General features: G+C 72.0%; 17 protein-coding genes. 4 read left to right on the top strand and 13 right to left on the bottom strand.

The genetic code is table 11. The annotated features are described in order from the left end of the window. Nucleotides 1-3: 3 nt before the first annotated feature. The 7 genes from glgX (ABJI51_RS00705) to ABJI51_RS00675 all read right to left on the bottom strand — a co-directional run bounded on the left by glgX (ABJI51_RS00705) (nucleotide 4) and on the right by ABJI51_RS00675 (nucleotide 11,359). Nucleotides 4-2,145, bottom strand: coding sequence for a glycogen debranching protein GlgX (gene glgX, locus ABJI51_RS00705; protein WP_348946871.1), 2,142 nt, complete (start codon nucleotides 2,143-2,145; stop codon nucleotides 4-6). 70 nt (nucleotides 2,146-2,215) lie between these two features. Then, nucleotides 2,216-3,931 carry a malto-oligosyltrehalose trehalohydrolase gene (gene treZ, locus ABJI51_RS00700; RefSeq protein ID WP_348946870.1) on the bottom strand — a complete coding sequence of 572 codons (1,716 nt, stop codon included), beginning with the start codon at nucleotides 3,929-3,931 and terminating at the stop codon, nucleotides 2,216-2,218. Then, nucleotides 3,928-6,204: a malto-oligosyltrehalose synthase gene (treY, locus tag ABJI51_RS00695; RefSeq protein ID WP_348946869.1), complete on the bottom strand. Its 2,277-nt coding sequence runs from the start codon at nucleotides 6,202-6,204 to the stop codon at nucleotides 3,928-3,930. Before treY ends, treZ begins: the two co-directional genes overlap by 4 nt. Next, nucleotides 6,201-8,321, bottom strand: coding sequence for a glycogen debranching protein GlgX (gene glgX / locus ABJI51_RS00690; RefSeq protein ID WP_348946868.1), 2,121 nt, complete (start codon nucleotides 8,319-8,321; stop codon nucleotides 6,201-6,203). The genes treY and glgX (ABJI51_RS00690) overlap by 4 nt, the downstream gene beginning before the upstream one ends. A gap of 63 nt (nucleotides 8,322-8,384) precedes the next feature. Next, nucleotides 8,385-10,346 carry a 4-alpha-glucanotransferase gene (malQ, locus tag ABJI51_RS00685; protein WP_348946867.1) on the bottom strand — a complete coding sequence of 654 codons (1,962 nt, stop codon included), beginning with the start codon at nucleotides 10,344-10,346 and terminating at the stop codon, nucleotides 8,385-8,387. A gap of 276 nt (nucleotides 10,347-10,622) precedes the next feature. Next, nucleotides 10,623-10,823 carry a hypothetical protein gene (locus ABJI51_RS00680; protein ID WP_348946866.1) on the bottom strand — a complete coding sequence of 67 codons (201 nt, stop codon included), beginning with the start codon at nucleotides 10,821-10,823 and terminating at the stop codon, nucleotides 10,623-10,625. Further along, a complete protein-coding gene (locus tag ABJI51_RS00675) occupies nucleotides 10,820-11,359 on the bottom strand; it encodes a hypothetical protein (RefSeq protein WP_431605564.1) in 540 nt (179 codons plus the stop codon). The genes ABJI51_RS00680 and ABJI51_RS00675 overlap by 4 nt, the downstream gene beginning before the upstream one ends. A gap of 146 nt (nucleotides 11,360-11,505) precedes the next feature. On the opposite strand from ABJI51_RS00675, the gene ABJI51_RS00670 reads away from it, so the two are divergent. From ABJI51_RS00670 to ABJI51_RS00660, 3 genes are read left to right on the top strand one after another with little or no spacing between them, the layout of a single operon-like run. Further along, the gene (locus tag ABJI51_RS00670; protein ID WP_348946863.1) at nucleotides 11,506-12,675 is read left to right on the top strand and encodes a sensor histidine kinase; all 1,170 of its coding nucleotides are present in this window, start codon (nucleotides 11,506-11,508) and stop codon (nucleotides 12,673-12,675) included. Continuing rightward, on the top strand, nucleotides 12,672-13,346 hold the full coding sequence (locus tag ABJI51_RS00665) for a response regulator (protein WP_348946861.1): 675 nt from the start codon (nucleotides 12,672-12,674) through the stop codon (nucleotides 13,344-13,346). Before ABJI51_RS00670 ends, ABJI51_RS00665 begins: the two co-directional genes overlap by 4 nt. Before the next feature lie 42 nt (nucleotides 13,347-13,388). Continuing rightward, entirely contained in the window at nucleotides 13,389-14,828 is a 1,440-nt protein-coding gene (locus tag ABJI51_RS00660; protein WP_431605563.1) for an amino acid permease, read from the top strand. Here the strand turns inward: ABJI51_RS00660 and ABJI51_RS00655 are convergent. The 3 genes from ABJI51_RS00655 to ABJI51_RS00645 form a co-directional block, all read right to left on the bottom strand. Beyond that, nucleotides 14,806-15,588 (bottom strand): DUF6885 family protein, encoded by a 783-nt coding sequence (locus tag ABJI51_RS00655; RefSeq protein ID WP_348946857.1) that lies wholly within the window; start codon nucleotides 15,586-15,588, stop codon nucleotides 14,806-14,808. The genes ABJI51_RS00660 and ABJI51_RS00655 overlap by 23 nt on opposite strands. Nucleotides 15,589-15,603: 15 nt before the next feature. Further along, nucleotides 15,604-16,956: a type I glutamate--ammonia ligase gene (locus ABJI51_RS00650; RefSeq protein ID WP_348946855.1), complete on the bottom strand. Its 1,353-nt coding sequence runs from the start codon at nucleotides 16,954-16,956 to the stop codon at nucleotides 15,604-15,606. 732 nt (nucleotides 16,957-17,688) lie between these two features. Beyond that, a complete protein-coding gene (locus ABJI51_RS00645; protein ID WP_348947647.1) occupies nucleotides 17,689-18,498 on the bottom strand; it encodes an EamA family transporter in 810 nt (269 codons plus the stop codon). Between the two features lie 342 nt (nucleotides 18,499-18,840). Between ABJI51_RS00645 and ABJI51_RS00640 the strand changes: the two genes are divergently transcribed. Continuing rightward, nucleotides 18,841-19,020 (top strand): DUF7455 domain-containing protein, encoded by a 180-nt coding sequence (locus tag ABJI51_RS00640; RefSeq protein ID WP_072480431.1) that lies wholly within the window; start codon nucleotides 18,841-18,843, stop codon nucleotides 19,018-19,020. 130 nt (nucleotides 19,021-19,150) lie between these two features. Here ABJI51_RS00640 and ABJI51_RS00635 read toward each other — a convergent pair whose 3' ends face one another. The 3 genes from ABJI51_RS00635 to ABJI51_RS00625 are packed head-to-tail and all read right to left on the bottom strand — an operon-like array spanning nucleotide 19,151 to nucleotide 22,604. Next, nucleotides 19,151-20,332, bottom strand: a complete 1,182-nt coding sequence (locus ABJI51_RS00635; RefSeq protein ID WP_348946852.1) for an ROK family protein — start codon at nucleotides 20,330-20,332, stop codon at nucleotides 19,151-19,153. An 11-nt stretch (nucleotides 20,333-20,343) separates the two neighbouring features. Next, nucleotides 20,344-21,810 (bottom strand): sugar ABC transporter permease, encoded by a 1,467-nt coding sequence (locus tag ABJI51_RS00630; protein ID WP_348946850.1) that lies wholly within the window; start codon nucleotides 21,808-21,810, stop codon nucleotides 20,344-20,346. Nucleotides 21,811-21,830: 20 nt separating this feature from the next. Beyond that, complete coding sequence (locus ABJI51_RS00625) at nucleotides 21,831-22,604, bottom strand: ATP-binding cassette domain-containing protein (RefSeq protein WP_348946848.1); 774 nt, start codon at nucleotides 22,602-22,604, stop codon at nucleotides 21,831-21,833. Nucleotides 22,605-22,714 lie beyond the last annotated feature (110 nt).

The raw sequence follows: 22,714 nt of genomic DNA, 5'->3' as shown, positions 1-22,714 counted from the left end.
GCGTCAGGAGGGGTCGGGTTCGGCGGCCAGGCGGGGAGCGCGGAGCAGGAGGAGGGAGCGGGACTGGAGGGTCACCCGGCTCTTGGCCTCCAGGACACCCGGGTTGGCCGGGCTGCCGTCCGCGGTGGACGTGTCCAGGGTCGGCTTGAACGTCTCGCCGTACTCGCGGCCCGGCAGCACGACCTCGGCCGGGGCGTCGCCCGCGTGCAGCCACAGCAGCCACGAGTGGTCCGGGACCAGCTCGCCCTCGCGGTTGCGGGCCTGGCTGTTCGAGCCGTCGATCCACATGCCGAGCGTGTGGCGGTCGGCGAACCAGTCGCTCTCGCCGAACTCCTCGCCGTCCGGGCGGAACCAGACCAGGTCCGGCTTGCCGGTCGGAGTCGTCCGGCCTTCGAAGAACTCCGGCTGGCGCAGCGCCGGGCTGTTCGCGCGGAGCCGGACGACCCGGCGCGCGAACGCGAGCATCGCCTCGGCCGCGGGGTCGTCCGGGGTCCAGTCGAACCAGGACGTCTCGTCGTCGAGGCAGTAGGCGTTGTTGTTGCCGTGCTGGGTCCGCCAGAACTCGTCACCGGCGGTGATCATCGGGGTGCCGGTGGACAGCAGCAGCGTCGCGAACATGTTCCGGGCCTGCCGGGCCCGCAGCGCGCGGATCGCCGGGTCGGCCGTCTCGCCCTCGGCGCCGTGGTTCCACGAGCGGTTGTCGTTGCCGCCGTCGCGGTTGTCCTCGCCGTTGGCCTCGTTGTGCTTTTCGTTGTAGGACACCAGGTCCCGCAGCGTGAAGCCGTCGTGCGCGGTGACGAAGTTGATCGACTGCCACGGCCGCCGCAGGTTGTGGTCGTACAGGTCCGACGAGCCGGACAGCCGGTAGGCCAGGTCGCGGACGCCGGTCGCGCCGCGCCAGAAGTCACGCACGGTGTCGCGGTAGCGGCCGTTCCACTCCGCCCACTGGGCACCGAAGCCGCCGACGCGGTAGCCCTCGCCGGTCGCGTCCCACGGCTCGGCGATCAGCTTGCAGCGCGAGAGCACCGGGTCGGTGGTGATCGCGGTGAGCAGCGTCGAGGCGTGGTCGAACGCGCCGCCGCGCGGCCGCCCGAGCGTGCTGGCCAGGTCGAACCGGAAGCCGTCGACGCCCATCTCCTGCGTCCAGTACCGCAGCGAGTCGGTCACCAGCCGCACCACGGTCGGCGAGCCCGCCTCCAGGGTGTTGCCGCAGCCGGTGATGTCGGCCATGTGCCCGCGCTCGGTGTGCAGGTAGTAAACCGGCGCGTTCAGCCCGCGGAAGCTCAGCGTGGGCCCGTCCGGCCCGCCTTCGCAGGTGTGGTTGAACACGACGTCGAGGATCACCTCGATGCCCGCCGCGTGCAGCGCGGCCACCATCAGCCGGAACTCCTCGACCTCGTGGCCCGGTTCGCTGGCGTACGCGGCGTGCGGCGCGAAGAAGCCGAGCGGCGAGTAGCCCCAGTAGTTGTGGCGGCCTGCCCGGATCAGCGACGGCTCGTCGAGGAACGAGTGCACCGGCAGCAGCTCCACCGACGTGACGCCGAGCCGGGTCAGGTACTCGATCGCCACCGGGTGGGCCAGGCCGAGGTAGGTGCCGCGCAGGGCCTCCGGGATGAACGGATGCTGCTGGGTGAACCCCTTGACGTGCAGCTCGTAGATCACCGCCTCCTCGAACGGCACCTCCGGCTTGGTCCCGGTGTCCGGCCCGCCGGGCGAGGTGACCACCGACAGCGGCACGCTGCCCAGGGAGTCCACAGTGGACATCGGGCCGCGTTCGGGGTCGCCGGTGAAGCCCTGTGCGGCGGTCAGGTCGGTGAGGCCGCCGGTGATCTGCCGGGCGTACGGGTCGACCAGCAGCTTGTGCGGGTTGCAGCGCAGCCCGCGGGCCGGGTCGTAGGGGCCGTGGATCCGGTAGCCGTAGCGCTGCCCCGGCGTCACCCCGGGCACCAGTCCGTGCCAGACGCCGAAGGTGCGCTCGGTGAGCGCGATCCGGCGTTCCGACCCGTCGGCGTCGATCAGGCACAGGTCGACGGCGTCCGCGACGGCGGACGTGATCGCGAACCGCACGCCGCCCGCCTCGGGGTGGGCCCCGAGCGGGAACGGGCGGCCGGCGAGGACGTGGTCGGCGGAGGGTCGTGTGGCCATTCCTGAATCGTCCCAGATCGGTGGGGGTCCGTGCGCGCTATGACAGCCGAGTCACGGCGGGCAACCGCCGTCAGGGTGTCGTTTCGGCGAGGACGAAAGTGTCGGGCGGCAGGTGGGCGGCGCCACCGTCCACGGTGGCCTCCCCCCAGGTCAGCAGCGCACCCGACGCCCCGAGCGGCAGCGTCACCGGCCCGGGCCCGAAGTTGACCGCCAGGCGCAGGCCGCCGCGGTGCAGCACCAGCCACGACCCGTCGGGCGCGGTGTCGACCCGCAGGTCCGCGACCCACGGTCCGGCCAGCTCGGACCGGTCGCGCCGGAGCCGGATCAACGCCCGGTACAGCTCCAGCATCTCGCGGTGACCGGGCTTTTCCGCCTCGGCCCAGTCGAGCCGCGACCGCTCCACCGTGGCCGGGTCCATCGGATCGGGCACGTCGGCCTCGCCCCAGCCGTGCCGGGCGAACTCGCGACGGCGGCCCGTGCGGACCGCCTCGGCCAGCTCCGGGTCCGGGAAGGACGCGAAGAACTGCCACGGCGTGCTCGCCGCCCACTCCTCCCCCATGAACACCATCGGCGTGAACGGCGAGCAGAACAGGATCGCCGCCCCGCAGGCCAGCCGGTCGCACGGCACCGTCGCGGACAGCCGGTCGCCGGTCGCGCGGTTGCCGATCTGGTCGTGGTTCTGCAGGTAGCCGAGGAACCGGTGGCCCGGCACGGTCCGGGTGTCGACCGGGCGGCCGTGTGTGCGCTCCCGGAACGACGACCAGGTCCCGGCGTGGAAGAACACCTCGCGCAGCACCTTCGCGAGCGCGTCCGGCGCGGCGAAGTCGGTGTAGTAGCCGGACGTCTCGCCGGTGAGCTTGACGTGCAGTGCGTGGTGGAAGTCGTCCGACCACTGCGCGTGCAGGCCGTAGCCGCCGCGCTCACGGGGTGTCACCAGCCGCGGGTCGTTGAGGTCGGACTCGGCGATCAGGGTCAGCGGCCGGTTCAGCGCCGCCGACAGCGTCTCGACCTCGGTCGCGAGCTGTTCGAGCAGGTGGACCGCGCGCCGGTCGAGCAGCGCGTGGACGGCGTCGAGGCGCAGGGCGTCGACGTGGAAGTCGCGGAACCAGCTCAGCGCGTTGTCGATCACGTACCGGCGGACCTCGTCGGAGCCCGGCCCGTCGAGGTTCAGGCCCGGCCCCCAGTCGTTCTGCCCGGCGAAGTACGGCCCGAACTTGTCGAGGTAGGCCCCCGACGGCCCGAGGTGGTTGTAGACGACGTCGAGCACGACGGCCAGGCCGCGCGCGTGGGCGGCGTCGACGAACCGCTTGAGCCCGTCCGGCCCGCCGTAGGGCTCGTGGACCGCGCCCCAGAGGACGCCGTCGTAGCCCCAGCCCGCGGTGCCGTCGAAAGAGTTGACCGGCAGCAGCTCGACGTGCGTGACGCCGAGGTCCACGAGGTGGTCCAGCCGGTCGATCGCCGCGTCGAAGGTGCCGCCCTCGGTGAACGTGCCGACGTGCAGCTCGTAGAGCACCGCGCCGGGCAGCTGCCGCCCGGTCCACGCGTCGTCGGTCCAGGCGAACTCGCCGTGGTCGTAGACGCGGGACTCGGCGTGGACGCCGTGGGGCTGCCACCGTGAGCGGGGATCAGGCAGCGGCTTCTCGTCGTCGTCGAGCAGGAAGGCGTAGTTGACGCCCTCGGCCTCGGCGTGCCACCAGCCGCCCTCGCCCGCGCTCATCTCGTGCACGTCCGCGTCGACGCTCACCCGGACCCGGCGGGCCGCCGGGGCCCACACGCTGAACTTCATGCGTCTCCTCGCACCAGCAACGCGACGGGGTAACGGCCGAACAGGGTGGCCAGGTCGGAGGTGGCCTCGCGGCCGGTCAGGACGTCGGTCCAGACGCCGCCGGGCAGCGGCAGCACGGTGTCGCGCCAGCCGCCCGCGGCGTCGAGGCCGATCGGCAGCCGGGTGACGGCCACGGCGAGGTCCGCGCTGCGCGTGAAGGCCAGGCAGTGCTCCGCCGCGGCTCCTTCGGCGCGCAGCGGCCGGTAGCCGCGGAAGAGGCCGGGGTGCTCCCGGCGCAGCCGCAGTGCCTTGTGCACGACCAGCAGCTTGGCCGCGCCCGAGGCGTCGATCTCCGGCAGCTCGCCGTCGGTGATCCGGGCCAGGATCCCGCGGCGGGCGGCGTAGTCGACCGGACGGCGGTTGTCCGGGTCGACCAGGGAGAAGTCCCACAGCTCGGTGCCCTGGTAGACGTCCGGGACGCCGGGCGCGGTCAGCTGCACCAGCTTCTGGCCGAGCGAGTTCGCGTACCCCGGCCCTTCGATGCGCCGGACGAACGCCTCGACGTCGGCGGCCAGCTCGGCGTCGCCCATGACGTCGTCCGGCCAGGCGGCGACGTCGGCCTCGAACTGCTCGTCGTGGTCGGTCCAGCTGGTCCGCAGCTTGGCTTCCTTGGCCGCCTTGTCCAGGTAGTCCCGCAGCCGCGACGGCTCGATCGGCCAGGTCGCGACCAGCGTCTGCCAGGCGAGGAGGTTGAGCGACGGCTCGTCGATCCCCCGCCGGGCGGTCCACCGGCGGACGGCGTCGGCGAACTCGCCGGGAATCTCGGCCAGCACGGCCATCCGCGCGCGGGTGTCCTCCGAGCGCTTGGTGTCGTGCGTGGTCAGCGTCGTCATCGCCGCCGGGTGACCGGCCTCCCGCTCGGCGGCCAGGCGGTGGAACTCCTCGACGTCCAGGCCGAAGCGGTCTGGGTTGCCGCCGACCTCGTTGAGCGCGGCGAAGCGGGTGTAGCGGTAGAACGTCGTGTCCTCGGTGCCCTTGGCCACGACCATGCCGGACGTCTGCTGGATGCGGGTCGCCAGCTCGCCGCCGGGCTCGGCGCGGACCTGCGCGTCGAGGGCGTCGAGCGCGCCGGCGAGGTCGGGCCGGGCCTGCCGGGCCCCGGCGATCGCGGCCGCCCAGTGCGCCGTGCCTTCGGGCAGGTACGAGCGGTAGACGGGGAAGGCGATCATGGTCTCGGCGACGGCCTGCCGCGCGGCTTCGGGATCGACGTCCCGCAGCAGCGCCGCGATCCGCCGGACCTCGGCGACCAGGATGCGGTCGGTGACCAGGCGCCGCGCCTCGGCCTCGACGCGGTGGTAGCCGGTCTTCACGCCCAGCTCGTTCGCCAGCTCGGTGAAGCCGGGCTCGCCCGCCGGGTCGACGAAGACGCCGGCGATCTCGCGCAGCGCGTCGTAGCCGGTGGTGCCGTCGACGGGCCAGCTCTGCGGCAGCGGCTCGCCGGGGTGCAGGATCTTCTCGGCCACGATCCACGCGTCGGGCGCGTTCTCCCGCAGCCGCCGGAAGTAGCCGCCCGGGTCGGCGAGGCCGTCGGGGTGGTCGACACGCAGGCCGGTGACGTCGCCGTCGGCGACCCAGCGCAGCACCTCGCCGTGCGTCTCGGCGAACACCTTCGGGTCCTCGACGCGGACCGCGGCCAGGTTCGTGATGTCGAAGAACCGGCGGTAGTTCAGCTCGGCGTTGCCGCGGCGCCAGCCGATCAGGCGGTAGTGCTGGCGTTCGTGGATCTCCTGCGGCGTCCCGCCTTCCGTGCCGGGGGCGATCGGGAAGCGGTGGTCGTAGTAGGCGAGTTCGCCGTCTTCGACCGACAGCTCCGCGACGGCGGCGTCGTCGCCGAGCACCGGCAGCAGGAGCGGGCCGCGGTCCCAGTCGATGTCGAAGAAGGACGCGAACTCCGAGTCACGCCCGTGCGTCAGCACGTCCCACCACCAGCGGTTCGCCTTCGGCACCTCGACCGACATGTGGTTCGGCACGATGTCGACGACCAGGCCCAGCCCGGCCTCCTTCAGCCGCCTGCCGAGTTCCTGCCGCGCCTTTTCGCCGCCCAGCTCGGGCCGGGCGCGCGTCGGGTCGACGACGTCGTAGCCGTGCGTCGAACCGGGCGCCGCGTCGAGCACGGGTGACGCGTAGAGCGCGCCGATGCCCAGGTCACGCAGGTAGCCGGCGATCTCCGCGGCCTCGGTGAAGGGGAACTCCGGGCGCAGCTGCACCCGGTAGGTCGACTCGGGGACCGTCATTCGGGCTCCGTCCGCTGCAGCACGATCAGGGACCGGGCGGGCAGGGTGAACCGGCCGCCGCCTTCGATCGGCTTCGCGTCGGCGGGCTCCACCTCGCCGGTCGCGGTGTCGACCACGACGGTCCAGCTCTGCCCGTAGCCGTTGCCCGGGAGGGTGGCGTCGATGTCTTCGTAGTGGGCGTTGAAGGCGAGCAGGAACGAGTCGTCCTCGACCTTCATGCCGCGCTGGTCCAGGTCCGGGATGGCCTTGCCGTTGAGGAAGACCACGACGGCCTTGCCGAAGGCGTCGTCCCAGTTCTGCTCGGTCATCTCCTCGCCCGCCGGGGTGAACCAGGCGATGTCGCCGAGCTTCTCGCCCTTGCCGACCGGCCCGCCCTGGAAGAACCGGCGGCGCCGGAACACCGGGTGGCGGTGCCGGAACGCGCCCAGCCCGGCGGTGAACTTGACCAGGCCCGCGTTCTCCTTGGCCAGCTCCCAGTCCATCCAGGACAGTTCGGAGTCCTGGCAGTAGACGTTGTTGTTGCCCTGCTGGGTGCGGCCGAACTCGTCGCCGTGCAGGATCATCGGCACGCCCTGGGACAGCAGCAGCGTCGCGAGCATGTTGCGCTGCTGCCGGACCCGCAGCGCCAGGACCTCGGGGTCGTCGGTCTCGCCCTCGACGCCGCAGTTCCACGACCGGTTGTCGTCGGCGCCGTCGCGGCCGTCCTCGCCGTTGGCCTCGTTGTGCTTTTCGTTGTAGGACACCAGGTCCCGCAGCGTGAAGCCGTCGTGCGCGGTGACGAAGTTGATCGACGCGAACGGGCGGCGGCCGTCGTCCTGGTAGAGGTCCGACGAGCCGGTGATGCGCGAGGCGAACTCCCCCAGCGTCGCCGGCTCGCCGCGCCAGAAGTCGCGGACGGTGTCGCGGAACTGGCCGTTCCACTCCGTCCACAGCGGCGGGAAGTTGCCGACCTGGTAGCCACCCGGGCCGACGTCCCACGGTTCGGCGATCAGCTTGACCTGGCTGACGATCGGGTCCTGCTGCACCAGGTCGAAGAACGTCGACAGCCGGTCGACGTCGTAGAACTCGCGCGCCAGCGCCGAGGCGAGGTCGAACCGGAAGCCGTCGACGTGCATCTCCGTCACCCAGTAGCGCAGCGAATCCATGATCAGCTGCAGGGTGTGCGGGTTGCGCACGTTCAGCGAGTTCCCGGTGCCGGTGTAGTCCATGTAGTACTCGGGCTCCCCCTCGACCAGGCGGTAGTAGGCCTCGTTGTCGATGCCGCGCATCGACAGGGTCGGCCCGAGGTGGTTGCCCTCGGCGGTGTGGTTGTAAACCACGTCGAGGATGACTTCGATCCCGGCTTCGTGCAGGGCCTTCACCATGCCCTTGAACTCCTGGACCTGACCGCCCTCGCCGGGGATCGCCGCGTACGCGTCGTGCGGCGCGAAGTACCCGATCGTGTTATAGCCCCAGTAGTTCGTCAGCCCCTTCTCGGCGAGGCCGTGATCGGTGACGAACTGGTGCACCGGCAGCAGCTCCACGGCGGTGACGCCGAGCTTCTGCAGGTGTTCCACGACGGCGGGGTGCGCGAGGCCGGCGTACGTGCCCCGCAGGGTTTCGGGCACGAACGGGTGATTCACGGTCATGCCCTTGACGTGGGCTTCGTAGATGACCGTCTCGTTGTACGGCCGCTTCGGCTGGCGGTCGTTGCCCCAGTCGAAGAACGGGTTCGCCACCAGCGAATACGGCACGCGGCCCGCGGAATCGTCGTCGTTGCGCTCGTCCGGATTGGCGAACTTGTAGCCGAACAGCGACTCGTCCCACTTCACGCCGTGCGAGACGGCCTTCGCGTACGGGTCGATGAGCAGCTTGTTCGGGTTGCAGCGCAGGCCGCGCTTCGGGTCGTACGGGCCGTGCACGCGGAAGCCGTACCGCTGCCCGGGCCCGACGTTGAGGAGGTAGCCGTGGTGGACGAAGCCGTCGACTTCTTCGAGCGCGTACCGCGCCTCCTTGCCCTCGGCGTCGAACAGGCACAGTTCGACGCGCTCGGCCACCTCGGAGAACAGGGCGAAGTTCGTCCCCACTCCGTCGTAGGTGGCGCCGAGCGGGTAGGGCGTTCCGGGCCAGGGCCGCACTGGGTTCTCCTCGAGCTTGGGTCGTGCCGGTGTCACCGGGGGTCGCGCGCCGGGGGACGGTCGTTACCGGGGCAGCGGGCGAGCCGCCGCCAGCGGGGCGACCGCGGCACGGACCCCCTTCGCGGTGAAGAAGCCGTCTACGCTGACGGGAAGGCGAATCCGCCAGTTAGGGTACTGGTCGACGGTTCCGGGCAGATTCGGCTGCCGCACCTGGCCCGCGACGTCGGCGGGCGAGGTCAGCACGAGCCGCGACGCGGCCCCGGCAAGCAGGGTGTGCAGCGCGACGACCGGGTCGTCGTCCGGAATCCCTTCCCGCACAAGGAGTTCCCGCAGGGCTGCCCGTTCGGCGGCGGCCGCTTTCTCCTCCGCTTCGACGCCGCGGTCCAGCAGGCCCAGCTCGGCGCGCACGCGGACGTGCTCGCCCCGCAGCCAGCCGGAGACCGTCGGCAGGTCGTGCGTCGAGATGCTGGCCATCGCGTCCGGGTCCCAGCCGGCCGGGCGCGTGAACGGCTTGCCCGGCGCGTCCCAGTCGCGTTCGAACCACAGGACGGCGGAGCTGAGCATGCCGCGCTCGTGCATGGTCTCGGTGACAGTCTCCTCGACGGTGCCGAGGTCCTCCCCCACCACGACCGCGCCCGCGCGGTGCGCTTCGAGCGCGAGGATGCCGACCATGGCCTCGGCGTCGTAGTGGACGTACGTGCCGCGGTGCGCGGGCTCGCCCGGCGGGATCCACCAGAGCCGCCACAGGCCGGCGATGTGGTCGACGCGGATGCCGTCGGCGAAGCGCAGCACGCCGCGGATGACGTCCCGGAAGGGCGCGTACCCGGCCTCGGCGAGCTTGTCCGGCCGCCACGGCGGCAGGTTCCAGTCCTGCCCCTGCTGGTTGAAGGCATCCGGCGGCGCGCCGACCCGCACGTCGGCGGCGAAGACGTCTCGCACGGCCCAGGTGTCGGCCCCGCCGGGGTGCACGCCGACGGGCAGGTCGTGCACGATCCCGACGGTCATCCCGGCATCCCGCGCGGCCGTCCGCGCGGCCTCCAGCTGGACCCGGCAGAGGTGCTGCAGCCACGCGTGGAAGCCGACGCGGTCCTTCAGTTCGTCGCGGGCCTTCTCGACTTCGGGGCTGCGCGGGTCGCGCAGGGGTTCCGGCCAGTCCCGCCAGTCGGCGCCGTGCTGTTCGGCGAGGGCGCAGAAGAGGGCGAAGTCGCGGAGATCGTCGTCCTCGGGGACATCTTCGGTACGGTGCGGCCACAGCAGTTCGAGGGCGGCGCGCTTGGCGGTCCAGACGGCGTCGTAGTCGACGAGTTCGCCTTCGCGGTCGGGTGCGAGTGATTCGACGGCCGCCTGCGTCGCCGCGTCGGCCCTGGCGAAGGTCTCGGTGGCGGTGACCCGCAGGTAGACGGGATTGGCGAACCGGCGGCTGGCGGGCGAGTAGGGCGAGCGTTCGATCGGGTGAGCGGGAGTGACGGCCTGAACGGGGTTGACCAGCAGCACCCCGGCATCCAGTTCGGCGGCCGACCGGGCGGCGAAGGTGGCGAGGTCGGCGTAGTCGCCGATGCCCCAGGACCCGGCGGAGTGCAGCGAGTAGAGCTGCAGCATCCAGCCCCAGGCGGCCGGGACGGCGGGCAGTTTCGCGGGCACGACGGCGAGCACGACGTCCTGCCCGGCGGTCCGCAGGCGGTGCCAGCCGAGCGGCAGGTCACCGGGCAGCGAGCCACTCACCGGCCGCCGGGTCCCGTCTTCGAGGACGACCTCACCCTCGCCCGCCAGCGGCCGGCTGCTGCCGGCGGTGAGGACAATGGTCGGCGGCAACGCGGCCTCGGGTTCCTCGGCGAGCGCCCGGGCAATGGCATCGTCGGTGGTGGCGTCGACCCCGAACTGCCGGAGCACGGCGACGACAACGTCGTCGTCCACATCGACCCAGACATGATCGGAGTTCTCGTACCGGACGGCGACCCCATAGCGATCGGCAAGCCGGTGCAGGGCGCGGCGGGCGGGGATGTCTTCGGGCACGGGGACCAGCATTCCGGTGCCCGCCCCTTCCCGCCATCCACACGGACGCACGTCACCCCGCCGGCCGCTCGACGCGCCCTCGCCGGTCTCGCGGGCTGCCCTTGCGGCCGCCCTTGCCGGGGCTCGCATCGGACGTGCGCAAGCCAGCCGCGCGGCCACTTGCCCACGCCCAAACCAGCCCGCCGGGCGCTTGCCCACGCCAAACCACCGCCGTGCCGTCCCCTGGGCCCCAGCAGCGGGCCGGAGCCTCACCCCAACCCCGACGGTCCCGGACCCCTCATCCCCCCTTCATCCCCGCCGCTTCCTCCCCCGCACCGCGACCAGCACCCCCGCCCCCGCCAGCACCATCACCACGCTCGCCACAACATGCAGCGAAGGCGGCAACAGATGCAGCTGCACGAACCAGCTAGCCGAGTGCGCACCCAGCAGCCGGTTGAGCAGGCCGCCAGCTCCCTGGACCACCAGCAGGATCCCGATCAGCTCGATCACGACGGCACCTCCTCCCGCGTGCCGAACAGCTCCTCCCACACCGGTCCGGTGAACAGCCAGATCGTCGCCACCGTGCCCAGCCGCGGGAACCACGCCCACAGCGGTGCCACCTGCTCGGGCGTGCCGATCACGAAGATCGCCGCCAGCAGGGCGACCGCCGCCAGGCCGCAGGCCAGCAGGCACTTGAAGAACTCACGCCACTCGTGGCGCAGCTTCTCCTTCCCGCGCCGCTTGGGCGGTGGTGCCGGCCCGCCGGCGAACCGGTGCGCGAACCGCGCGTCCGCCCAGCGGACCATGCTCGGCCCGAACACCACGCTGAAGCCCAGGTACACCGCCGCGAGGCCGTGCGTGAAGTTGGCCTTGGCCCCACCGGTCAAGTCGACGACCGTCGCCACGATCACCACCACGTCGATCAGCGGCACCAGTGCCAGCACCACCGCCGACGCCCGCCGGGCGCGCAGCAGGTAGCGCACCGCGAGCCCGGCCACGATGAACACCCAGAACGCGATTTCGCCCGCCGCGATGACGGCCGCCATCGGGTTCTCCGCGAAGAACTTGCCGATTCCGTCCACGTCTCCACATTCGCGCACGCGGGCCCCCGGGCGCGTCGGCAGAAGGCAGGACCCCCCTGTCATCACTTCGTAGGACGCGAACTCCTCACCCCATGTGCTGGGATGATCACATGCCCATCCCACGCCTGCGCTCGCTCCCGGTGTGGCAGCAGGACGCCCTGATCGCGCTGACCACCTGGCTGATCGGCTTCCTCGTGTACGCCTCCGGCATCCACGAGCTGGTGCTCGTGACCGATCACGCGCCACTGTGGGTGCGGCTGCTCGAACTGACCGCGCTGTGCGGGCTCGAACTGCTCCGCCGTCGCGTACCGCTCGCCCTTCTCCTGGCCACGGCGGTGCTCGCGGTGGACGTCTGGCTCGGGCCTTCGCTGCCGGTGATGATCGTCTTCACCGACTTCCTGTACGCGGCCACCTTGTACGGCTCGCGGCGCGCGAGCCGGGTCATGATCGGCGTGGCCGCGCTGGCGGTCCTCGCCGTGTTCGCCGCGGTGCTGGTGTTCGCGCAGCAGTGGCGCACTGCGGTGCTCGCCGCGGTGGGCGTGCTGCCGTTCGTCGTCACGCCGGTGTGGTGGGCGGCCAACGTCCGGCAGCAGCGCGACATCGCCGAGGCCGAGCGGGCGAACGCTGCCCAGCTGGCGAAGATCGCGGAGCTGGACCGGCGGGCCGCGGTCGCCGCCGAGCGCGGGCGGATGGCGCGCGACCTGCACGACGTGATCGCCGGGCACCTCTCGGCCATCGCGATCCAGTCGGAGGCCGCGCTGTCACTGGCGGATCCGAAGCTGGCGAAGACGGTCCTGGAATCGGTACGGGAGAACAGTGTCAGCGCCCTGGAGGAGATGCGCGCGATGATCGGGCTGCTCAAGGCCGAAGGCGCGGCCGCGGAGACGACCGCGCCTGCCCGGCTGGCCGACCTGGCCAAGCTCGTCGAGTCGGCGCGCGCGACCGGGCTGGAGGTCCGCGTCGGGTCCACTGTGGACGGCGTACCGCTGCCGACGGCGGTGGACCTGACCGCGTACCGGATCGCCCAGGAAGCACTGACCAACGCGGTCAAGCACGCTCCCGGCGGCCGCGTCGACCTCGACTTCCGCTGGCTCGACGGCACCCTCGAAGTCGAGATCCGCAACGACGTCTTCCACCCGCCGGGGGACGCGGCCACCACCGGCACCGGCCTGCTGAACATGCGCGAACGGGCCGACGCGGTCGGCGGCACCCTGACCGCGGGGCCGGCGGACGACGGCTGGCGGGTCCACGCGGAACTACCGGTGAGCGAGCCCCGATGACGATCAAGGTCCTCATCGCCGACGACCACGACGCCGTGCGGTTCGGCCTCAGCACCATCCTCGGCAACGCCGACGGCATCGAGGTCGTCGGCGAGGCCGGTGACGGCGCGGCCGCCGTGCGGCTGGCCAGGGCGTTCCGGCCGGACGTCACCCTGATGGACATCCGGATGCCCGGCGTCGACGGCATCACCGCCACCCGCGAACTGGTCGAGGAAGGGCTGTCGCAGGTGATCGTGCTGACGACGTTCGACCTGCAGGAGTACGTGGAAGGCGCGCTGCGGGCCGGCGCCGCCGGGTTCCTCATCAAGTCCGTCCCAGCGCCGCGGCTGATCGAAGCGGTGAAGCTCGTCGCGGCCGGGGAAGGCGTCCTCTCCCCGCAGGTCACGCGCAAGCTGATCAACGCCTTCGCCGCGGCCACCCCGGAACGGCCGCCCCCGCCACCGCCCGACGGCCTGGCCACGCTCACCGACCGCGAGCGCGAAGTCTTCGCCTGCCTCGGCGAAGGCCTGACGAACGCCCAGATCGGCACCCGGCTGTACATCGGCGAGACGACCGTCAAGACCCACGTCTCCCGCGTGCTGGCCAAGCTCGGCCTGCACTCCCGGGTGCAGGCGGCGATCCTCGCCAGGGAGAACGGCCTGACGGCCGCCGATCTGCGGGAGGGCCCATGACCTTCTAACTTTCTCCTCATGGGTGTGCGGAGAACGCTGAACGTGGACGAGGTGCTGGAGCGCCAGGAGTCCGGTGAGCTGAAGCGGCGGCTGCGCGGGCGCGACCTGGTCGGCATGGGCGTCGGGATCATCATCGGGACCGGCATCTTCACCCTGGCGGGTGTCGAAGCGAAGACCCACGCCGGGCCGGCCGTGACGCTGTCGTTCGTGCTCGGCGCGGTCGTCGCCGGGCTGGCGGCGCTGTGCTACGCCGAGCTGGCCTCCAGCGTCCCGACGGCCGGAAGCGCTTACACCTACGCCTTCGCGACCCTCGGCGAGGTGTTCGCCTGGATCATCGGCTGGGACCTGCTGCTGGAGTTCGCGCTCGGCGCCGCCGTGGTGTCCCGCGGCTGGTCGGGTTACCTGGCCAACCTGCTCGGGCTGTCGCCGGAGTGGTTCGGCGAGGACGCGACGGTCAACGTCGGCGCGGTCTTCATCATCGCCGTGCTGACCGTGGTCGCCGTGCTCGGCATCAAGGAGTCGGCCTGGGTGACGAACCTGCTGGTGTGCGTGAAGGTCGCGGTCTGCGTGCTCGTGCTGGCGGTCGGGCTGTTCTTCGTCCGCGGCGCGAACCTCACGCCGTTCATCCCGGCGGCGCACCCCGCCGACGCCGGGTCGACGGTCCTGACCCAACCGGTGGTCCAGGCCGCGCTCGGCGTCGAGCAGTCGGTGTACGGCCTGGCCGGGATGGTGACCGCGGCCGCCGTGGTCTTCTTCGCCTACACCGGCTTCGAGGCGCTCGCGAACCTCGGCGAGGAGACGCTCAACCCGCGCAAGGACCTCCGGGTCGGCATTCTCGGCGCGCTGGGCGTCTGCGCGCTGCTCTACATCGGCGTGTCGATCGTGCTGACCGGCATGGTCCCGTTCACCGACATCGACACCGGCGCGCCGCTGGCCGACGCGTTCGACCGGGTCGGCCAGCACTGGGTGGGCGCGCTGATCGCGCTCGGCGCGGTGACCGGGCTGACGTCGGTGATGATGGTCGAGCTGGTCACGATCGGGCGCATCGGCTTCGCGATGGGCCGCGACGGCCTGCTGCCGAAGGCGCTCGGCACCGCACACCCGCGCTGGGGCACGCCGCACCGGATGACCATCGGCGGCGCGGCGCTGATCGCCGTGCTGGCCGCCTTCGTGCCGATCTCGGAGCTGGCCGACATGGTGAGCATCGGCGCGCTGTCGGCGATGATCATCGTCGCGGTGGCGGTCCCGGTGCTGCGCCGCCGCCGTCCCGACCTGGACCGGCCGTTCACGGTGCCGTTCTCGCCGGTCGTGCCTGCCGTCGCGGCGCTGGCGTGCCTGTACCTGATGCTCAACCTCAACGTGCTCACCTGGATCCGCTTCGCCGTGTGGCTGGCGATCGGCCTGGTGATCTACTTCGCCTACGGGCGCAAGCACTCCCGGTTCGCGGACCGGACGCCGGTCAGTCCCAAGAGGACGGAGTGAGCCGGGCGACGCGGGCCGCTTCGCGTACCACCGCGGCCTGATCGGCGTCGACGACCACCAGTACACCGAGGCCGGTCAGCGCCGCCGTGACCCATTCGACCGGCTGGTCGTGGATCCCGTTGTCGCCCAACGACGGGTAAGTGTCCACAACGGACACCAGCGTGCCCTCGGCGCCGATGCGGATGCCCGCCAGAAGCACGAAGTGGCCGCCGGGCGGGCGCCAGCGCGACGTCCACAGTGGCGGGACGCCGGTGTCGAGGTAGTCGAGCAGGGCGCGTTCCGGGGTGTCGTGGGCGCCGAGCTCGGCGCCGTCGATCCGGGCGATCACCGCGACCCGCGGGACGTCCCACAGCCCGGCCAGCAGGTCGAACAGCGACTCGGTGGTCCACGCGCCCGTGACCGGCACCGCCGTGAGCGCCCCGCCCGAGAGCGAGCCGACGGCCGACGCCAGCGCGGACACCCGCGTCCCGGCCGCGGCCGGGTCGTCGACGACCGGCAGGGGCAGCCGGAAGTCCGTCCGGCCCGGCTCACCCGCGGGCCGCACCACCGGACCGCGGACGGTGCCCGCGGCCGCCGCGACGGCGTCCTGGTCGGGCCCGTCGAACCCGGCCGCCCGCAGTGCCGCGAGCCCGCAGAACGCCGCGGCCAGGCCGTCCTTCTGGGGCAGTTCCGCCTGGGCCACCGCGGCCAGCCGGGCCCCGCCCGGCAGCCAGCGCACCCCGGACAGGTCGAGCTGCCCGCCGTCGATCCCCGAAGACATCGGTCCCCTCAGCCTTCAGTAGCGCCACAGGTGTGCGGCGACGATCTCCTCGGCCGTGCGGTCGGCCGCCCACGCGGCGTCGGACGCGCGGACGGCCCGGAAGGCACCGAGCAGTTCCTCGCCGAGCACGCCGGAAATCCGCGGCGACGCCAGCAGCGCGGCATCCTGCTCGGCCGGATCCGCCGGCAGCCGTCGCACGCCACGCGTCTCCCGCTCCTCCGCCGTCCAGCTGCCCGGGTCGTCGCCGATCGGCTCGGGCAGCTCGGCCGCGTCCTCCAGGCCGGCCATCCCGGCGGCCAGCACCACGGCGAGGGCGAGATACGGGTTCGCCGAGGCGTCGGACGTCTTGAGCTCGACGTTCGCGTGGTCGGCACCCAGCATCGGCGAGCCGGGGACGTACCGCAGCGGCGCTTCGCGGTTTTCGACGCCCCAGAAGGCGTACGCGCCCGCGAAGTAACCGGGCCGCAGCCGCAGGGTGGACGGGACGCTCGGCGCGGTGATCGCGCTCAGCGCGGGCAGGTCGCGCAGGAGTCCGGCGAGATACCCCTGTTCGGCCGGTTTGCCGGTTTCGTCGCTTTCGAGAAGGTTCCGGCCTTTGCGGCGGACGGAGGTGTGCAGGTGCCAGCCGTTGCCCGCGACACCCAGCCCGACCATCGGCGCGAAGCTGACGACAAGACCGTGCGTGTGCGCGGCGGCGTGGATGGTCTGCCGGGCGAGCAGCTGGTCGTCGGCGGCGGAGACGGGATCGGTCGCGGCGAGCGACAGCTCGAGCTGCGCGAGCCCGTACTCGGCGTGCAGCTGGCCGATCCGCAGCCCGTTGGCGGCGAAGTCGTGCAGCAGCGAGGCGACGAAGCCGTCGAGCCGCACGAGGGCGTGCGGGCTGTAGGCGGGCCCGGGATGCCCGGGGTTGGCCACGACATCGGCACTCCCCGCGGCGGCGACGGCGAACTCCAGCTCGTACCCGGCCCGGAACTCCAGCCCCCGCCGGGCACCCTCGGCAACCTGCGCTTCGAGGACGGTCCGCTGGCAGTACGGCCACGGCCCGCCGTCTTTGCCGACCTGCCGCACGGGCGCCCAGGCGAGCGCGGGCTGCCCGGCAAGCCGCCGCAGCCGCTCGACGACAGGCACGAGCCGGATGTCCCCGGAGGGCGTGGCGAGGCCGGGGTGGGCGTAGGTGATGGCGTCGTGAGTGTCGAAGACGGCGAAGAGCGAGGTGGCCCCGACCCCGCGAGTGGCGGCCTCGGCCAGGCCGGCCACGGGAACGATCCGCGACCGGGGAATGCCGTTGTTGTCCGCCCAGGCCAGGTGCACCCCACCCACCCCGGCGGCGGCAAAGTCCTTCGCCGCCGCGGACGCCGCCTTGGTCATGACCACCAGCCTCCTGCCGCCGGGGCCAGTATCCCGGTCCCCCGCGGCGGAGGCCATCACGATCCGTACACCCGCCGGTATCGCGAATCGGCTGACGAATCGGCTCGCGAATCGGCCACCGCAGGGCCCACCCTCCCTGGGGGACCACCCCGCTCCAGCGTATCGGGGGTGTCCGACGAAAAGCCGGGCCGAGCGCTGTCCTGAGCCGGGTTGTCCACATTGCCGGACGGCTGTGGACAACCCGGGCGAGCGCTTGAAGGTGGCTTTGGGGCGCTCAACGCGGCTATAGCGGCCTTGGGGTGCCCTACTCACCCGGAAGGGCCCCTCGGCGCAGCCAACGCACCCAGGATCGCCTTGGGGCACCCATGCGCCCCAAGGCGATCTTGGGGCGCCGACGCACCCGATGGCCCCGTGCGCCTACGCATCCGAAGCGGCCCTCCGCGGCCCCAGCCAACCTGCCTCACGCCTTGGGCGGCCTGAGTGCACGGAAGGTCATCTTTGGCGCAAGTTGGCTGGGGCAGGGGGGACACTTTGGGTCGCGTTGGCTGCGCCGGGACCGCCTTGGGCGGCGTGAGTGCACGGAACGTCACCTTTGGCGCTGGTTGGGGGCACTTTGGATGCGTTTGGCTGCGCTGAGGGCCGCCGTGGGTGAGGTGAGCGCGCGGAAGTTCGCCCTTACCCACCCCGCAGCGCTCGGCCAGCCACCCGCCCGAGGTAGCCCACCCGCCGACGTCACCCAGGCGGCTCCGGCCCCCGCCCCGGCGCGACCTCCGGCTCCCGGCTCCGCAGCGCCACCCCCGCCACGACGGCCAGCGTCCCCAGCGCCTCCGGGACCGACGGCACCTGCCCCAGCACCACGAACCCCATGACCCCCGCCGTCACCGGGAGCAATGCCAGCAGCGTCGCGAACCGGGCGCGTCCCAGCCGGCGCAACACCACCTGGTCCAGCGCGTACGGCACCACCGTCGAGAACACCCCCACGCCGATCCCCAGCAGCACCAGACGTGGCGAAGACCACACCTCCGCCGTCCCGAACGCCAATGGCGACAGCGCCACCGTCGCCGCCGCGAAGCCGATGGCCAGGCTGTCGATGCCCGAGCCCTTCGCTGCCACTCGCTTGCCCAGGAGGATGTAGCCCGCCCAGGCCGCCGCTGCCGCCAGGGCGAATGCCACGCCCCAGAAGCTTCCCGCCAGGCGGACGTCCGCGATCGCCACCACCCCCGCCGCCACCAGGGCCACCGCCAGCATGTCGCGCAGCGAACGAGAACCGAAGGCCGCCACGACCACCGGGCCCGCGAACTCCAGCGCCACCGCCGTGCCCAGGGGCAGGCGGGCGATCGCCTCGTAGAACAGCACGTTCATGCCCGCCGTCACGATGCCGAACACGATCGCCAGCAGCAGGCGGCGGCCGCGCCAGGATGGGCCGGGTGGGTGGCGCCAGGCCAGGAGGACCACTGCCGCTCCCAGGCAGCGCAGCCAGGCCACGCCGGCCGGGGTTGCGTGGCCGAAAAGCCCGACCGCCACCGCCGCGCCCGCGTACATCGAAATTCCGCTGAGAACGAACAAGAGCGGGGCGGGCGGGGCGGAAAGCCGTCGCCGGGTCGTCACCGTGCTCATGCCCCCATGGTGCCTGACCACGGAAAACGTAACTCTCCGGGTATTCCTCTCCTGGATTGCCGAAGAGCGTTACGGCATCCGGGGTAAATCGACGTGACTCAGGTCCCACCGGCGCGGGAACACTTGCGAGCCGCGAAACGTCTGGAACAGTGGAAGCACGAACACCGCGGAGCCGGAGGCGATCGCCGCCACCGGCAGCAGTCCCGAAGTGGGCGTAGCTGGATCGATGGCACCGGGCGACCGGTGCCGGGACGGAGGGAGACCCCCATGACATCGCCGACGCTCACCCGCCCCGAACTGACCGCCGCCGACCGCTGTGACCGGTGCGGAGCAGCAGCTCAGGTACGAGCCATCCTCGCCGGAGGTGGCGAACTGCTCTTCTGCGGGCACCACGCCCGCGAGCACGAGGCCAAGCTCAAGGAACTGTCCGCCGACATCCAGCGGTAACCGCAGACCCGCGAAAGGCGGCCGGTGCGCACAGGCGCCGGCCGCCTTTCTGCAACTTGCGAAGTGCGCGGGGAAATGTCACGGTCCGAACGCGAATCATGGTGATTCCGGACACGGAACCGGACAGGAATCAGACAGAATCCAGGACGACCTCGAACGCCACTTCCGCGGCGCCCAGCAGCTTGCCGTCGGCCCCCAGCGCCGAGCTGACGATCCGGGTGCCGCCGACCGCGCGGCTCACCAGGCTGCGCCGCCGCACTTCGGCGCCGACGTGCCGCAGCACCGCCTCCGGCAGCACCGTCAGCAGGTCGCCGAGGACCACCAGCTGCGGGCCGAGCAGGTTGACGACGTTGATCAGCCCCAGCGTCAGCCACTCGGCGAACTCCGCCAGCCGGGACAGCGCCGCCTCCGGGTCCCGGCCCAGCTCGCGCAGCTCGAACAGGATCGCGCCACGCGGGGTGTCCTCCGGCAGCCCCATGGCCCGGCACAGCGCCGCCTCGCCGACCTCGGTCTCCCAGCAGCCGCTGCTGCCGCAGTAGCAGGGCCGCCCGTCCGGGCGGATGACCATGTGCCCGATCTCGCCGACGTAGCCGGAGCCGCCGCGCAGCGCCGACCCCTCGGCGATCACGCCGCCGCCGACCCCGACGTCCGCCGAGATGTACACCACGTCGGACGCGCCGCGGGCCGCCCCGCGCAGGTGCTCGGCGACCGCGCCGAACTCCGCGTCGTTGCCGACCAGGATCGGGATCTGCAGCACCCCGCCGAGCCGTTCGCCGAGCGCGACGTCGGTCCAGCGCAGGTTCGGGGCCTCGTGCACGTGCCCGTCGGCCCGCCGGACCACGCCGGGCACCGACACCCCGGCCGCCACCGGGGTCACGTCGAGGTCGCCTGCCAGGATGGCCGTCGACTCGACGACGTGGGTGATGACCTCCTCGGGCTGCCCCATCCGGCCGCGCAGGTTCCAGCTGTTGCGGCCCAGGATCTGCCCGCCCAGCCCGACCAGGGCGATCGCGACGTGCTCGACCTGCAGGTCGACCGCGAGCACGACCGCCGCGTGCGGCTGGGGCAGGACCAGGAGCGAGGGGCGGCCCGCCCCTCGTCCCGGCCTCGGCACCTTCTCCTCGACGACGCCGGCTTCGGCGAGCCCGTCGACGAGGGTCTTGATCGTGCTCCGGTTGAGCCCCAGCTCGGCGGCCAGGGTCGCCCGGGTGCTCGGCCCGCCGACGTGCAGCAGGCGGAGCAGGGTCGTGCGGTTGTGCCGGCGCACCTCGTCCGGTCGAGCAACGGGCGTGCTGGTCACGGGCTTTATCATCCCATGCTGGCTCAGCGCGCCGACGCAGCCGCGCGGCGCCGGGACAGCGCGTCGACCGTGGCGGCGAGCAGCAGGACCAGGCCGGTGATGATGTTGACCACCGCGGCCGGCTGCTTGAGCAGGCCGAGGCCGTTGATGACGACGGCGATCACCAGGCCGCCGACCACGGCGTCGGAGATCCGGCCCTTGCCGCCGAACAGCGACGTGCCGCCGATGACGGCCGAGCCGACCGCGAACAGCAGCGTGTTCAGGCCACCGGACTGCGGGCTGACCGAACCGACCTTCGACGCGGCGACGATGCCGCCGACGGCCGCGACCGCCGAGCCGATGACGAACACGCTCGCCCGGATCTTCGGCACGTCGATACCGGCGCGGCGGGCGGCTTCCTTGTTGCCGCCGACGGCGTAGACGTACCGGCCGTACTTGGTCCGGTTGAGCACGTACGTGCCGGCCACCAGCAGCACCAGCATGATCGGGATGACGTACGGGACGCCTTCGATCGTGACGACCGCCTTGTTCGGCGAGCGGTTGATCGTCAGCAGCCAGGTGCCCAGCGCCGACAGCACGACCAGCGCGCCGACCTTGATCATGACCAGCGCCGTCGGCTGGACGACCAGGCCGCGCTGGAGCCGCTTGAAGTGGCTGACCAGCGTGATCACCGCGAACCCGCCGGCGGCGACGAGGAAGAAGATCCAGCTGCCGAGGATGTCCAGGTTGCCGTTGGCGATCTTGTACAGGACGTCGGAGTTGCTGATGCCGATCGTGCCGCCCTCGCCGATGAACTGCAGCAGGACGCCCTGCCAGACGATGAACAGCGCCAGCGTCACGACGAAGGACGGCATGCCGATCTTCGAGACGAGGAAGCCGGTGATGCAGCCGATCGCGGTGCCGACGCAGATCGCGAGCAGGATCTCCAGCCACGCGTTGGCCGGCACGCCGATCGCGACGATCAGCAGGCCGATCAGCGAAAGCGCGGCACCGGCCCAGATCCGCTGGTAGGCCGACAGCAGCATGGCCACGGCGAGGACGGCGATGAACGTGACGAACACGCCGGTCCCCAGTGACCCCAGCAGGTTCCCGGCATGGACGTAGTGCAGTGCCATCACCGAGGCGGCGACACCGGAGGCCACGCCCGCGGCGAGGTCGATCTCGCCGAGCAGCAGCACGAACACGATGCCCATCGCGATGATGATGACGCCGGCGCCCTGCGGGAACACGTTGGCGATGTTGGCCAGCGTGAAGAAGTTGTCCGACAGCGCGCTGAAGAGAATGATCAGCACGAGCAGGCCGAACAGCGACGGCAGCGCCCCGAGCTCGCCTGCCCGCAGGCGGGCGAAGTAGTCGCGGATCGCTTCGCCGGTTGACATCGATGTCGTGTCGATGCCGAAGTCGGAGATGGCGGCGGTGGGGTTCTGGGTCTGCGCGAGCGCTTCCGCGGCCGGGGTCTCGACCTCGTGCTTGGCAGGGGATTCAGTCATTTCCGGTTCTTTCTTCCCGCTCACAGGACCACGGTTTCGGGCCGGGCCAGGCCGAGGTCACCGGAGCGACCCGCGGTGATCAGCTCCACGACCTGGCCGTGGGTGACGTCCTTCGTGTGCACCTCGGCGACGAGCCTGCCGAGGTAGAGGACGGCGATGCGGTCGGCGACCTCGAACACGTCGGCCATGTTGTGGCTGATCAGCACGACCCCCAGGCCCTGCTCGGCCAGCCTGCGGACCAGGTCGAGCACCTGCCGGGTCTGCGCGACACCGAGCGCGGCGGTCGGCTCGTCGAGCACGACGACCTTGCTGTTCCACAGCACGGACTTGGCGATGGCGACGGTCTGGCGCTGGCCACCGGACAGCGAGGAGACCGGGGTGCGGACCGACTTCACCGTGCGGACCGACAGGGAGGCCAGCGTCTCGCGGGCGGCCTTCTCCATGCTGGCCTCGTCCAGCTTCCACGAGCTGCCGCGCTCGCGGCCGAGGAACATGTTCTGGACGATGTCGAGGTTGTCGGCGAGCGCGAGGTCCTGGTAGACGACCTCGATGCCGAGTTCCGCGGCGTCCTTCGGGCCGCGGATGTGGGCGTCGGTCCCGTTGAACCGCACGGCCCCCGAGTCGTACGGGTGGATGCCGGCGATGCACTTGACGAGGGTGGACTTGCCGGCGCCGTTGTCGCCGACGAGGGCGGTCACTTCGCCCGCACGCACGTCGAAGTCCACGTCGTGGAGGACGTGGACCGGGCCGAAGCTCTTGTTCAGGCCCTTGATCTCGAGGATGGGCTCACTCATGGCTGGGCTTTCTCCTGGGTGGGGACCGGGCCGGGACGCGCCGTCGGGGTGCGCGTCCCGGCCCGGCAGTTAATGGGTAATGCCGGCCGCTCCGGAGATGCCCACCGCCC

Origin of the sequence: Amycolatopsis melonis (genome assembly GCF_040064235.1) — a bacterium.
Taxonomy (GTDB): domain Bacteria; phylum Actinomycetota; class Actinomycetes; order Mycobacteriales; family Pseudonocardiaceae; genus Amycolatopsis; species Amycolatopsis melonis.
The sequence above is the reverse complement of the archived record's forward strand: the minus strand, read 5'-3'. Positions and strand labels throughout refer to the sequence as shown.

What these genes read in the sequence shown, in the direction of transcription:
- glgX (WP_348946871.1), bottom strand. Translation starts at nt 2,145, where the DNA reads ATGGCCACACGACCCTCCGCCGACCACGTCCTCGCCGGCCGCCCGTTC.
- treZ (WP_348946870.1), bottom strand. Translation starts at nt 3,931, where the DNA reads ATGAAGTTCAGCGTGTGGGCCCCGGCGGCCCGCCGGGTCCGGGTGAGC.
- treY (WP_348946869.1), bottom strand. Translation starts at nt 6,204, where the DNA reads ATGACGGTCCCCGAGTCGACCTACCGGGTGCAGCTGCGCCCGGAGTTC.
- malQ (WP_348946867.1), bottom strand. Translation starts at nt 10,346, where the DNA reads ATGCTGGTCCCCGTGCCCGAAGACATCCCCGCCCGCCGCGCCCTGCAC.
- ABJI51_RS00675 (WP_431605564.1), bottom strand. Translation starts at nt 11,359, where the DNA reads ATGGCGGCCGTCATCGCGGCGGGCGAAATCGCGTTCTGGGTGTTCATC.
- ABJI51_RS00670 (WP_348946863.1), top strand. Translation starts at nt 11,506, where the DNA reads ATGCCCATCCCACGCCTGCGCTCGCTCCCGGTGTGGCAGCAGGACGCC.
- ABJI51_RS00665 (WP_348946861.1), top strand. Translation starts at nt 12,672, where the DNA reads ATGACGATCAAGGTCCTCATCGCCGACGACCACGACGCCGTGCGGTTC.
- ABJI51_RS00655 (WP_348946857.1), bottom strand. Translation starts at nt 15,588, where the DNA reads ATGTCTTCGGGGATCGACGGCGGGCAGCTCGACCTGTCCGGGGTGCGC.
- ABJI51_RS00650 (WP_348946855.1), bottom strand. Translation starts at nt 16,956, where the DNA reads ATGACCAAGGCGGCGTCCGCGGCGGCGAAGGACTTTGCCGCCGCCGGG.
- ABJI51_RS00645 (WP_348947647.1), bottom strand. Translation starts at nt 18,498, where the DNA reads ATGTACGCGGGCGCGGCGGTGGCGGTCGGGCTTTTCGGCCACGCAACC.
- ABJI51_RS00640 (WP_072480431.1), top strand. Translation starts at nt 18,841, where the DNA reads ATGACATCGCCGACGCTCACCCGCCCCGAACTGACCGCCGCCGACCGC.
- ABJI51_RS00635 (WP_348946852.1), bottom strand. Translation starts at nt 20,332, where the DNA reads ATGATAAAGCCCGTGACCAGCACGCCCGTTGCTCGACCGGACGAGGTG.
- ABJI51_RS00630 (WP_348946850.1), bottom strand. Translation starts at nt 21,810, where the DNA reads ATGACTGAATCCCCTGCCAAGCACGAGGTCGAGACCCCGGCCGCGGAA.
- ABJI51_RS00625 (WP_348946848.1), bottom strand. Translation starts at nt 22,604, where the DNA reads ATGAGTGAGCCCATCCTCGAGATCAAGGGCCTGAACAAGAGCTTCGGC.